This is a genomic window from Burkholderia sp. WAC0059, from assembly GCF_002870125.1.
Classification (GTDB): Bacteria; Pseudomonadota; Gammaproteobacteria; order Burkholderiales; family Burkholderiaceae; genus Paraburkholderia.
Genome location: NZ_PNEO01000013.1, coordinates 61,038 through 73,311 on the forward strand (window position 1 = coordinate 61,038; position 12,274 = coordinate 73,311).

A 12,274-nucleotide genomic window follows, 5' to 3' on the forward strand; every position below is an offset into this window, starting at 1 on the left:
CTACCTACGGATAGAAAATCTCGAGCCGGAAGTTCGACGCGACGACGTTGCCGGTGTCGAGCCGCACGATCATCGTCTGCGTCGCGTTGGCGGGCAGGCCGGCTTCGATCGGCGTGCCGGGCTTCACGTAGTCCTGCGGCCGTAGCACGCGGCGTACCACGACGTTGTTTTGCCGGTCGAGCAGCGTGAGCTCGATCGACGGATACGCGAGCGCGACGCCGAAGCGGTTGCGCAGCGGCATTCTCAGTTCGAGGTGATGCGGGTCATCGATTTCGCGCAGATCGGAAGGCTCCACCTGCAGGCCGTCTATGTCGCGCGGCGGCTGCACGCGGCAGCCGAACTCGCGGCACACGTCGCCGTAAATGCCTTCCGAGGTCGGCCAATAGACCATCACGGTTTCGCGCAGCCACCAGGCCAGTTGTGCGGCGAGCAGGACGAGCAGCACGAGGGCGATCAGCGTGCCGGCGATTCTCCAGCCGACGTGGCGCGAGGCTCGGGCCGGCGTTTCGCGCGTGACGGCGAACGGCGCGGCGCCGTCTTCTTGTCCGGACAGCGTGGCGAACGGCTGCGAGGCGTCGCCCTGGGGGGGCGCCTTGGGGGCTGCCCCGGCGTTCCCGCGAGGCGCCGAGAAATGCGGCTCGGGATCGGCGCCGGATGCGGCGCGCGGCGCGGTCGCGAGCGTGGGCTCGGCGGCGCCGGGCTTGGCCGCCGCCCAGTCTGCGCGACGGAGTTCGGGTTCGGGCGGCGTGACGCTCGCTGCGGACGAGGCGGGTTGATTCCGGCTCGCGGCGGCGTCGTCCGCGAACCGGCCGGCGGCGCCCGGCGGCAACGGGCGTTGCGGGTCGGGCCGGTTGTCCGGGGCGCTGGCCGGCGAGTCGGCGGGCGGGGCGCGTCGCGCGTCGGTGCCCGTCGAGAGGGACGGCGACGCGCCTTGCGTCGTCGTGCCGTTGTCGGTCATCAGGACGGCGGCGACGTCAGCGCCTACCGGCGCGGCACCTTCGAATTCGCCGCTGGCGGGCAACTGATAGAGGCTGCCGGATGCGTCGAAGGTCTCCTGGCAGTGGCCGCAGCGCACGAGGCCGCGGCGCGCGGCGAGTTGCGGGGACTGGATACGGAAGACGGTTTCGCAGAATGGGCAGCGCGTTGCCAGGAGCATGAGGGCCGCGGATCCGGACAGATCGGTGGGTTGGCGATATCCGCCATTCTACTGGCAATCTATGCGCGGTCGACGCGCGTTCCCGCAAGGCAGACCCAGCCGTCGTGCTCGCGCCAGACGGCGATGTCGATCCAGCGCGCGTAGACGCGCGCCACCTCGTCGGCCTGCCGCGCCAGCACGCCGGAGAGCGCGATGCGCCCGCCTGGCTTGACCCGCGACGCGAGCATCGAAGCCATCAGCTTGAGCGGATTCGAGAGGATGTTGGCCACGACGATGTCGAACGTGCCCTCGGGGCAGTCGTCCGGCAGGCCGTAAGTCACGTCCGCGTGGTTGCGCAGACTGTTCTGGCGGGCCGATTCGACGGCCTGCGGATCGATGTCGATGCCGACCACGGGGTTTGCGCCGCATTTCTTCGCGAGGATCGCGAGGATGCCCGAGCCGCAGCCGTAATCGAGTACCGACTGGCCCGGCTGTACCGCCTGTTCGAGCCATTCCATGCACAGCCGCGTGGTCGGGTGGCTGCCCGTGCCGAACGCGAGGCCGGGATCGAGCTCGAGCACGAGCGCCTGCGGGTCGGGCGCCTCGTGCCACGACGGCACGACCCAGATGCGTTCGCCGATCCGGATCGGGTCGAACTGGGACTGCGTGAGGCGCACCCAGTCCTGCTCCTCGACTTCGCGCAGCGTGAAGGCCGGCGTTTCGTCGAGGCCGAGCGCGTTGGCCGCGGCCGCGACGAGCAACGCCGGATCGTGTTCTTCGGCGACGAGCGCGATCACGCGTGAGCGCTGCCAGGCCGTGCGCTCGGGCGTCAGGCCCGGCTCGCCGAAGAGCGGCTGCTCGTCGGGCGTGTCGGCGTCAGCGTCCTCGACCGAAACCGACAGCGCGCCGAGTTCGAGCAGCGCGTCGGACAGTTCGTCCGCGCGCTCCCGGTCCAGCTCCGCGATCAGTTCCCGGTAGCTCATGGATTACGCTTCTTCCGGCGCCACCTGCTGCCGCGCGGCGAGCCGGTTTTCGAGGTAATGGATGCTCGTGCCGCCCTCGACGAACTTCGCGTCGAGCATCAGTTCGCGGTGCAGCGGGATGTTGGTCAGGATGCCTTCGACGACCATCTCCGAGAGCGCGATGCGCATCCGGCGGATCGCCTGGTCGCGCGTGGCGCCGTAGGCGATCAGCTTGCCGATCATCGAATCATAGTTCGGCGGCACGAAATAGCCGTTGTAGGCGTGCGAGTCGACGCGGATGCCGGGGCCGCCCGGCATGTGCCAGGACGTGAGGCGGCCCGGCGACGGCGTGAACTTGAACGGGTCCTCGGCGTTGATCCGGCACTCGATCGCATGGCCCTTGAGCTGGATGTCGCGCTGGCGGAACGCCAGCTTCTCGCCGGCCGCGATGCGGATCTGCTCCTGCACGATGTCGATGCCGGTGATGAGCTCCGTCACCGGGTGCTCGACCTGCACGCGCGTGTTCATCTCGATGAAGTAGAACTCGCCGTTCTCGTAGAGGAACTCGAACGTGCCCGCGCCGAGATAGCCCATCTTCTTGCAGGCGTCCGCGCAGCGGTCGCCGATGCGGTCGAGCAGCCGCCGCGCGATGCCGGGCGCCGGCGCCTCCTCGATCACCTTCTGGTGGCGACGCTGCATCGAGCAGTCGCGCTCGCCGAGCCAGACGGCGTTGCGGAACGAATCCGCGAGCACCTGGATTTCGATGTGGCGCGGGTTCTCGAGGTACTTCTCCATATAGACCTGCGGGTTGCCGAACGCGCGGCCCGCTTCCTCGCGCGTCATGTTGACCGCGTTCACGAGCGCCGCCTCGGTGTGCACGACGCGCATGCCGCGCCCGCCGCCGCCGCCGGCCGCCTTGATGATGACGGGGTAGCCGATGGCCCGCGCGATCTTCACGATCTCCTTTGGGTCTTCGGGCAGCGCGCCTTCCGAGCCCGGCACGCACGGCACGCCGGTCTTGATCATGGTCTGCTTGGCCGTGACCTTGTCGCCCATCATGCGGATCGTCTCGGGGCGCGGGCCGATGAACACGAAGCCCGACTGCTCGACGCGCTCGGCGAAGTCCGCGTTCTCGGAGAGGAAGCCGTAGCCGGGGTGGATCGCCTCGGCGTCCGTCACCTCGGCGGCGCTGATGAGCGCCGGCATGTTCAGGTAGCTCAGGTTCGACGGCGCCGGCCCGATGCAGACGGCCTCGTCGGCGAGCTTCACGTACTTGGCTTCCTTGTCGGCCTCCGAGTAGACGACGACCGTCTTGACGCCCAGCTCGCGGCACGCTCGCTGGATGCGCAGCGCGATCTCGCCGCGGTTGGCAATGAGGATTTTTTCAAACATAGCGGGTATTCGACTCATCAGGGGGCGCCGTCCGAAGCCTTGCGGCGGCTACCCCGGAGAAACGGTCGGGCGCGCGGGGCTTCGGGCGCCGCGCGCGGCATGCAACGGGCGCGAGAACGTCGTCGCGCTCCGCAGGCGTTCAGGCGATCACGAAAAGCGGCTGGCCGTATTCGACGGCCTGTCCGTTGTCCACGAGAATTTCCTTGATGACGCCGGCCTTGTCCGATTCGATTTCGTTGAGCAGCTTCATCGCCTCGATGATGCAGAGCGTCTGGCCTTCCTTGACCGTGTCGCCGACCTGCGCGAACGGATCGGCGCCCGGCGACGGCGAACGGTAGAACGTGCCGACCATCGGCGAGGTCACCACGTGGCCCTGCGGCACGGCCGGCGCCGCGGGCACGCCGGCCGGCGCTTCGGCCGGATGGCCGGCCTGGGGCGCGACGGGGGCCGACACCTGGGTCGGGTAGGACGCGGCGGGCGACTGCACGTAGATGGGCGGCGCGTTCTTGACGATGCGCACCTTGCCTTCGCCCTCGGTGACTTCAAGCTCGGAGATGCCCGATTCGGAGACGAGGTCGATCAGCGTCTTCAGCTTGCGTAGATCCATTGTGCAGTCCCTTTCGATACGTGAAGGCCGGCTGGCGGTAGACGCGGCGCGCCGGCGCAGATGGGTGGTTGTCGGTGTGTCCTGTCGGTCGCGACCGGGCTTCAGGCGCCGGACCGGACGCCGAGTCGGTCGAGCGCGAATTCGAGCGCGTACAGGTAGCCTTTCCAGCCGAGGCCGCAGATCACGCCTTCGGCCTGGTCGGAGAAATACGAGTGATGCCGGAAGGGCTCGCGGCGATGCACGTTCGAGAGGTGAATCTCGACGAACGGAATGCCGACGCCTGCGAGGGCGTCCCGAACCGCCACGCTCGTGTGCGTGAAGGCGGCGGGATTGATCAGGATGAACCCGGTCTTCTCGTTGCGCGCGGCCTGGATGCGATCGACGAGCGCGCCCTCGTGGTTGCTCTGGAACGTCGCGAGCGCCACGCCTGCCTGCGCGGCCCGTTCGGCGAGCGCCTGATCGATCTGCGGCAGCGTCACGTGCCCGTACACCTCCGGTTCCCGGGTGCCGAGAAGATTGAGGTTGGGGCCGTGCAGAACCAGCAGTCGCGTCATGGTCGCTCTATTTCCGTGGAATTGCGCGAACTTTAGCGCTGATTAGAGAATTTTGTCCAGTTTTCCGAATGGTCGCCTCGACCGCTCCCGGGTTTTCCCGAGGCGGAGTCATGCGATCTCGCGGCAAATCGCGCAAAAGATACTGCAAAAAGTACCATTCGGCGCGCAAGATTCGGTCAATTCTTCTTGTCGGTCAGAGCGAATCGAGCGTGTGCCTGAGTTCGGCGGGTTGAATTTCGCCTAATTTTGTCGCGCGAACGGTGCCTTTGGCGTCGATTACGACCGTGAACGGCAGACCGCCCGCGTTGTTGCCGAACGCGCGCGCGAGGTCGGCGCCGCCGAAGCCGATGATGTAGACAGGGTAGTCGACGGGTACCTTTTGCAGGAACGCTTTCACGTTCGTGGCCGAATCCACGCCGAGCCCGACGAACTGGACGCCTTTTTTCGCGTACTCGCGCTGCAGCGACGAGAGTTCGGGCATCTCGCGCACGCAGGGGCCACACCACGACGCCCAGAAGTTGACCACGACCGGGTGGCCCTTGAAGCGGTTCAGCGATTGGGGCTGGCCGGCCGTGTTCGTGACGGCGGCCGACCAGAGTTGGCCGACCGCGCCCGGCTGGCCGGCGGCGCTTGCCGCGTCGGCCGTGCCGATCGCCCAGGGCGCGGCGAAGAATGCGACGAAGGGGCCGCCCACTCCGAAGGCGGCCAGCGCGGCAGCCGTGAGGATACGCTTGAAGTTCATCGTGAAAGGTTTCAGGTCGTGGAGGTCGGGACGCCGCTCTCGCTTTCGTCGAGCAGTTCCTGCAGCGTTCGCGCGTTCGCCCTCGGCAGACGGCCACGCGCATCGGCACGCACGGCGCCGCGCAGATCGTCGGTATTGTAGAGCGCCACGTGGATGCCGACCGGCTCCTCGTCGCGCGACGGCTTCCAGAGGAAGCTCAGCGTTTCCACGAAACCGCGCGCAGCGAAGTGGCGCGTCTCGGAGACGTCGTACTGAATGTTCGCGTTGAGCAGATGAATCGCGACTTCCTTGGGGTCGTCGCAGAAAATTTGCAGGTGGACGTCGGAATGCTCGCCGGCCGTGCCGTTCAGCACCGCACCCGTCAGGTACGGATGGTAGTCGTCGAGCCGCCGCATCCAGTCGAGCGCGACCTCGCGCAGGCGGCGCAGCACGGCCGGCTGGCTGTCGCCCTGGAACAGCGCCTGATATTCGCGGATCTCGTCCTCGATCTGGTCGTTGTCGGGCAGCCAGACGCCCTCGATACGGGTCTCGCCGGCGACCTGCCGTGCCGCCTTGCGCTTGGCCGTCGCGTAGTCGAGCCCGTCCTCGGCGATCATCCGCGCTGCCGCGATCGCGATTTCCTCGCGCACGCGTTCCGGATCGAAATGTGATCTGCGCACCATGGCGCCCATCATACTAGATAGGCAGGCCGGGGTCGCCGGGCGCCTCCGGACGCGCCCGGCGCCGGTCCGCGCCGCCCGAAAACGGCGGGGCCCTCGGGTACAATGACGCTCCTTGCCCGGAGCGGCGCGCGGTCGCCCCGCGTTTTCTTCCCAACCCGATCCACGACGCGCATGCGGCGCAACAGGCTTATGCACATCCATATCCTCGGCATCTGCGGCACGTTCATGGGCGGTCTCGCGGTGCTCGCGCGCGGCGCCGGCCATACCGTGACGGGGTGCGACGCGGGCGTCTATCCGCCGATGAGCACGCAGCTCGAGGCGCAGGGCATCCGCCTGATCGAGGGTTACGACGAGAGCCAGCTCGCGCTGAAGCCCGACCTGTTCGTGATCGGCAACGTCGTCTCGCGCGGCAATCCTCTGATGGAGGCGATCCTCGACCGCGGCCTGCCCTACGTCTCGGGCCCGCAGTGGCTCGGCGAGCACGTGCTCGCCGGCAAGTGGGTGCTCGCCGTGGCCGGCACGCACGGCAAGACGACGACCACGTCGATGCTGACCTGGCTGCTCGAGGACGCCGGCCTGAATCCGGGCTTCCTCGTGGGCGGCGTGCCGCTCAACTTCGGCGTGTCGGCGCGGCTGACCGATTCGAACTTCTTCGTGATCGAAGCCGACGAGTACGACACGGCGTTCTTCGACAAGCGCTCGAAGTTCGTCCATTACCGGCCCCGCACCGCGATCCTGAACAACCTCGAGTTCGATCATGCCGACATCTTCGCCGATCTCGCCGCGATCGAAACGCAGTTCCATCATCTCGTGCGCACCATTCCGCGCATCGGCCGGATCGTCTCGAACGGCTGCTCCGATGCGCTCGAGCGCGTGCTCGCGCGCGGCGCCTGGAGCGAGGTCGAACGCTTCGGCGTCGACGGCGGCTGGCAGGTGCTGCCGGCCGCGGACGGCGAGCCCGTCGACGAACGCTTCGCCGTCTATCACGACAGCGCGCGCGCGGGCGTCGTCGAGTGGCAGATTCAGGGCGAGCACAACCGGCTGAACGCGCTCGCCGCGATGGCGGCCGCGCGGCACGTCGGCGTGCCGCCCGCGCAGGCCGCCCGGTCGCTCGCGACGTTCCGCAACGTCAAGCGCCGCATGGAAGTGCGCGGCAGCGTCGACGGCGTCACGGTCTACGACGACTTCGCCCATCATCCGACCGCGATCGAAACGACCGTCGCCGGCCTGCGCGCGCGCGTGGGCCGCGCGGGCGCGCGCATCCTGGCCGTGCTCGAGCCGCGCTCGAACACGATGAAGCTCGGCGTGATGAAGGCGCAGTTGCCCGCCAGCCTCGCGGACGCCGACCTCGTGTTCGGCTACGGCGCGCCGCACGGCCGCGACGCGCTCGGCTGGGATCTGGCCGCGGCGCTGGCGCCGCTCGGCGCGAAGGCGCAGGCGTTCCACGACCTCGGTGCGCTCGTCGAAGCCGTCGCGGCGGTTGCGCGGCCCGGCGACCAGATTCTCGTCATGAGCAACGGCGGCTTCGGCGGCGTGCATCGGAAGTTGCTCGACGCGCTCGCGGTGCGGAGCGGCGCGTGATCGTCTATTTGCACGGCTTTCGCTCTTCGCCCCAGTCGTTCAAGGCGCGCCTGCTGGCGGCCCGACTCGGGCAGACGGGGCGTGAGCGCGAGTGGCGCTGCCCGGCGCTGCCGGTGTCGCCCGCCGAGGCCGTGGCGCTCGTCGAGCGCGAGGTCGAGCGCGAGGTCGAGCGCGGGGGCGACCCGCGGGGCGGACCCAAAACGCAGGCGACGGGCGGCGCGGCGGATCCGGCGGACGTGACGCTGATCGGCAGCTCGCTCGGCGGCTACTACGCGACGTATCTGGCCGAAAAGCACGGCTGGCGGGCCGTGTTGCTCAATCCGGCCGTCGTGCCGCAGCGCGACCTGGGCCGCCGCCTCGGCGAGCAGCCGCTCTGGCACGGCGGCGGCAGTATCGTGGTCGAGCCGCGCCATCTCGACGAACTGCGCGCGCTGGCCGTGACTTCGGTGACTCGACCCGAACGCTATTATCTGTTTGCCGCGACGGGCGACGAGGTGCTCGACTATCGCGAGATGCTGGCCCACTACCCGGGCGTGCGCACGCGGCTGATCGAGGGCAGCGACCACGGGATCAGCGAATTCGCCGATTACGTCGACGACGTGATCGCCTTCTGCGGGGCCGCGCCGAGGGCGGGATGACCGCCCGGGCGACAAGGCCGGCCGCGCGGCATCGAAAGTGCGGGAGGGCAGCGGCCCCGCGCGCGGCGCTTCTTTCCAGTATGTGGATCTACGGACCGTTCGCGCCTGCCGCGCCGGTCGATGCAAGTCTGAACGAGAGTATTGAGTGAACGTTTTCTTTGAGGAATCAGGCAGTTTCAAGGCCGGCAGCGTGCTGTCGCGCCAGGGCGATGCGTTTCAGGTCGAGTTGCCGGGCGGGCGTCGCGCGAAGGTCCGCGCGAAGGACGTGTTGATCGAGTTCGACAAGCCGGCGGCGGGCGAGCTGATGGAGCAGGCGGACGCCGCCGCCCAGGAAATCGACCTCGACTTCCTGTGGGAATGCGCGCCGCCGGACGAGTTCGCGTTCACGGCGCTCGCCGGCGAATATTTCGGCGCGACCTACGGCCCGGTCGAGCGCGCCGCGCTCGTGCTGCGTCTGCACGGCTCGCCCGTCTACTTTCGCCGCAAGGGGCGCGGCCAGTACCAGCGCGCGCCCGAGGAGCAGTTGAAGATGGCGCTCGCCGCGCTCGAGCGCAAGCGCCAGCAGGCGCTCGTGCAGGCGGAGTACGAGGAGGAACTGAAGGCGGGCCGGCTGCCCGCGGCGTTCGAGGGCAAGGCGCTCGGCCTGCTGACGAAGCCCGACAAGAACGCGATCGAGTACAAGGCGCTCGAGGCCGCCGCCGCCGCGCGCGGCATCTCGGCGCCGCGCCTGATGCTCGAATGCGGCGGCATCGCCTCGCCGCGCGCGCTGCACGAGGCCCGGTTTCTCGCCGAATTCTTCCCGCACGGCACGGGCTTTCCGCCGGTCGAGGTCGGTACGCTGCCCGACGATCTGCCCGAGGCCGCCGTCGAGGCATTCTCGATCGACGACGTGACGACGACCGAAATCGACGACGCGTTCTCGGTCGAGCGCCTGGCCGACGACCGCGTGCGCATCGGCGTGCACATCGCGGCGCCGGCGCTCGGCATTGCGCGCGGCGACACGGTGGACGCGATCGCGCGCGCGCGACTCTCGACCGTCTACATGCCCGGCGACAAGATCACGATGCTGCCCGACGATTTCGTCGACGCGTTCACGCTCAAGGAGGGCGGGCTGCGCCCGGCGCTCTCGCTCTACGTGATCGTCGACCGGCAGACGCAGGACATCGTCGCCTCCGAGACGCGCGCCGAGCGCGTGTTCGTGAAGAGCAACCTGCGGCACAACACGCTCGACGAGCTCGTGAACGAGGAAACGCTCGCGGCGGGCACGGGCGAATATCCGCACAAGGACGACATCGCCGTGCTCTGGCCGTTCGCCCAGACGCTCTTCGAGAAGCGTCAGCAGGCCCGCGCCGGCTACGGGCTGCGCCGCGAAGTACAGCGCAACACCGACTTCAACTTCTACGTCGAGGGCGAGCACGTCACGATCACGCCGCGCCGGCGCGGTTCACCGCTCGACCTGATCGTCGCGGAACTGGCGATTCTCGCCAATTCGAGCTGGGGCGCGTTCCTGCACGACCACGGCGTGCCGGGCATCTACCGCTCGCAGCGGGCCTTCGGCACGCCGGGTGGCCCGAAGCGCACGCGCATGCAGACGACGGCCGCGCCGCACGAAGGGCTCGGCGTCGCGCAATACGCGTGGAGCACGTCGCCGCTGCGCCGCTACGTGGACCTCGTCAACCAGTGGCAGTTGCTCGCCTGCGTGCAGCACGGCGTCGCCGCGAAGCTCGTCGCGCCGTTCAAGCCCAAGGACGCGGATCTGTTCGCGGTCGTGCAGGGTTTCGACGAGACCTATACGGCCTACGCCGACCATCAGCGGCGCATGGAGTATTTCTGGTGCCTGCGCTGGCTCACGCAGGAGCGGCGGCGCGAGGTGGCGGCGACGGTCGTCAAGGACGATCTCGTGCGTCTCGAGGAGGTGCCGCTGCTGCTGCACGTGCCGGCGCTCGGCGTGCATGCGCGCGGCACGCGGGTGCTGCTCGAAATCATGTCGATCGACGAGCTGACGATCGAGGCGTCGGCGCGGATGCTGCGCGTGCTCGACGCGCCGACCGTGACGGGCGCCGGCGACGAGGACGGCGACAGCGACGGCGAGGCGGACGGCGAGGCGGACGGCGAAGAGCAGGAACGGGTCGATACCGAAGAAAACGGGGCGCAGGACGAACCCCCGGCCGCCGGCGAGACCGGGAGCGGAGACGGCGAAGCCGACGGCGCGGCGAAGAACGAAACCGGCGACGCCGCCGGACCCGACGGCCATCACGCGACGGAGTCCCGCGAATGAGCGCGACGAACGACAGCGCGGGCGTCGCGCCCGACCGCTACGCCGTGGTCGGCAATCCGGTCGCGCACAGCAGGTCGCCGTTCATCCACGCGCAGTTCGCGCGGCAGACCGGCGAGCGCGTCGAGTACGGCCGGCTGCTTGCGCCGCTCGACGGCTTCGTCGCCGAGGTCCGCGCGTTCGCCGACGCGGGCGGGCGCGGGCTGAACGTGACCGTGCCGTTCAAGCTCGAGGCGCACGCGCTGGCCGACCGGCTCTCGCCGCGCGCGGCGGCGGCCGGGGCCGTCAACACGCTGCGCTTCGACGCCGACGGCATCTACGGCGACAACACCGACGGCGTGGGGCTCGTGCGCGACATCGAGGCGAATCTCGGCGTTGCGCTTGCCGGCAAGCGCATTCTGTTGCTGGGCGCGGGCGGGGCGGCGCGCGGCGTCGTGCTGCCGATGCTCGAGCGCGCGCCGCGCGGACTGGCGATCGTGAACCGCACGGCCGCGAAGGCCGAGGCGCTCGTCGCGCAGTTCGCCGACGCCGCGCGCGCGGCGCATTGCGCGCTGACGGGCGGCGGCCCGCAGACGGTCGAGCCGCGCCCGTACGACGTGATCGTGAACGCGACGGCCGGCAGTCTCGACGCCGCGCTGCCCGAGTGCGACGACCGCGCGTTCGGCGCGGGCACGCTCGCCTACGACATGATGTACGGCGCGCAGCCGACCGTGTTCATGCGGCATGCGCAGTCGCTCGGCGCGCGCGCGGCCGACGGCCTCGGCATGCTCGTCGAGCAGGCCGCGGAATCGTTCGAGGTGTGGCGCGGCGTGCGCCCGGATAGCGCGCCGGTGCTCGCGGCCCTGCGCGCGCAACTGGCCGGGCAGGCCGGCTGACGGGGCGCAGCGAGGTCCGGCGGGTCTTGCGGCGGTACGGACCGGCCCGCCGCAGACGGCCGGCGACGCGGGCAGGACTGACGAGAACGGGAACGGCCTGACGGGGAGATCGACAACGATGGCGAAGAGAGCGGCTGCGCGCCGCGGGGGCCTTTCACGCTGGCTTTTCTACGTCTGCGCGGTGGTCGTCTTCGCGTGGTTCGCGACCCAGGCTTACTACTTCGTCCAGATCGCCGTCTGGAGCCGCGTGAATCCGCGGACGACGGCGTTCATGCGCAACGACGCCTGGCATCTTCAGGCCGATCGGCCCGGCCTTGCGATCCAGCACGTCTGGGTACCCTACGGGCAGATTTCGCGCAACCTGAAGCGCGCCATCATCGCCTCTGAGGACGCCGATTTCGTCAACAACGACGGCTACGAGACCGACGCCATTCTCGACGCCTGGGAGGCGAACCGGTCGCGAGGCCGGATCGTGCGCGGCGGCTCCACGATCTCGCAGCAGCTCGCGCGCAACCTGTTTCTCTCGCGCGAGCGCAGCTATCTGCGCAAGGGCCAGGAGTTCGTCATCACCTGGATGCTCGAAACGCTGCTCGACAAGGAGCGCATCTTCGAGATCTATCTGAATTCGGTCGAGTGGGGCGTGGGCGTTTACGGCGCTCAGGCGGCCGCCCTTCATTACTACGGCATCCCGGCCTCGCGGTTGAGCGCGTGGCAGTCCGCGCGGCTCGCGGTGATGCTGCCGGACCCGAAGTACTTCGATACGCACCGCAACTCGCGCTACCTGGCCGAACGCGCGGCCGTGATCGCCCGCCGGATGGGCGCGGCCGAACTGCCGCGCTGATCGATCGGCG

The 12,274-nt window shown here is 69.3% G+C and carries 12 protein-coding genes; 5 read left to right on the plus strand and 7 right to left on the minus strand.

Going from position 1 to position 12,274, the window contains the following annotated elements; translation table 11 throughout:
- Positions 1-4: 4 nt before the first annotated feature.
- From CY652_RS14735 to CY652_RS14765, 7 genes are all read right to left on the minus strand, one after another.
- On the minus strand, positions 5-1,156 hold the full coding sequence (locus tag CY652_RS14735) for a zinc-ribbon and DUF3426 domain-containing protein (protein ID WP_102131455.1): 1,152 nt from the start codon (positions 1,154-1,156) through the stop codon (positions 5-7).
- 59 nt (positions 1,157-1,215) lie between these two features.
- Entirely contained in the window at positions 1,216-2,118 is a 903-nt protein-coding gene (gene prmA / locus CY652_RS14740; protein WP_102131456.1) for a 50S ribosomal protein L11 methyltransferase, read from the minus strand.
- A gap of 3 nt (positions 2,119-2,121) precedes the next feature.
- Positions 2,122-3,489 (minus strand): acetyl-CoA carboxylase biotin carboxylase subunit, encoded by a 1,368-nt coding sequence (gene accC / locus CY652_RS14745; RefSeq protein WP_102131457.1) that lies wholly within the window; start codon positions 3,487-3,489, stop codon positions 2,122-2,124.
- Between the two features lie 139 nt (positions 3,490-3,628).
- Entirely contained in the window at positions 3,629-4,096 is a 468-nt protein-coding gene (gene accB / locus CY652_RS14750; RefSeq protein ID WP_102131458.1) for an acetyl-CoA carboxylase biotin carboxyl carrier protein, read from the minus strand.
- 101 nt (positions 4,097-4,197) lie between these two features.
- Positions 4,198-4,650 carry a type II 3-dehydroquinate dehydratase gene (aroQ, locus tag CY652_RS14755; RefSeq protein WP_102131459.1) on the minus strand — a complete coding sequence of 151 codons (453 nt, stop codon included), beginning with the start codon at positions 4,648-4,650 and terminating at the stop codon, positions 4,198-4,200.
- Between the two features lie 193 nt (positions 4,651-4,843).
- Positions 4,844-5,392, minus strand: a complete 549-nt coding sequence (locus CY652_RS14760; protein ID WP_102131460.1) for a TlpA family protein disulfide reductase — start codon at positions 5,390-5,392, stop codon at positions 4,844-4,846.
- Between the two features lie 11 nt (positions 5,393-5,403).
- Positions 5,404-6,054: a UDP-N-acetylmuramate--alanine ligase gene (locus CY652_RS14765; RefSeq protein WP_102131535.1), complete on the minus strand. Its 651-nt coding sequence runs from the start codon at positions 6,052-6,054 to the stop codon at positions 5,404-5,406.
- A 189-nt stretch (positions 6,055-6,243) separates the two neighbouring features.
- Here CY652_RS14765 and mpl point away from each other — a divergent pair, with 189 nt between their 5' ends.
- The 5 genes from mpl to mtgA all read left to right on the plus strand — a co-directional run bounded on the left by mpl (position 6,244) and on the right by mtgA (position 12,264).
- The gene (gene mpl, locus CY652_RS14770; RefSeq protein ID WP_102131536.1) at positions 6,244-7,635 is read left to right on the plus strand and encodes a UDP-N-acetylmuramate:L-alanyl-gamma-D-glutamyl-meso-diaminopimelate ligase; all 1,392 of its coding nucleotides are present in this window, start codon (positions 6,244-6,246) and stop codon (positions 7,633-7,635) included.
- The gene (locus CY652_RS14775) at positions 7,632-8,273 is read left to right on the plus strand and encodes a YqiA/YcfP family alpha/beta fold hydrolase (protein ID WP_102131461.1); all 642 of its coding nucleotides are present in this window, start codon (positions 7,632-7,634) and stop codon (positions 8,271-8,273) included. The genes mpl and CY652_RS14775 overlap by 4 nt, the downstream gene beginning before the upstream one ends.
- 145 nt (positions 8,274-8,418) lie before the next feature.
- Positions 8,419-10,551 carry a ribonuclease catalytic domain-containing protein gene (locus CY652_RS14780; protein WP_102131462.1) on the plus strand — a complete coding sequence of 711 codons (2,133 nt, stop codon included), beginning with the start codon at positions 8,419-8,421 and terminating at the stop codon, positions 10,549-10,551.
- Positions 10,548-11,423, plus strand: coding sequence for a shikimate dehydrogenase (gene aroE, locus CY652_RS14785; protein ID WP_102131463.1), 876 nt, complete (start codon positions 10,548-10,550; stop codon positions 11,421-11,423). The genes CY652_RS14780 and aroE overlap by 4 nt, the downstream gene beginning before the upstream one ends.
- Positions 11,424-11,541: 118 nt before the next feature.
- Positions 11,542-12,264 carry a monofunctional biosynthetic peptidoglycan transglycosylase gene (gene mtgA / locus CY652_RS14790; protein ID WP_102131464.1) on the plus strand — a complete coding sequence of 241 codons (723 nt, stop codon included), beginning with the start codon at positions 11,542-11,544 and terminating at the stop codon, positions 12,262-12,264.
- The last annotated feature ends 10 nt before the right edge of the window (positions 12,265-12,274 follow it).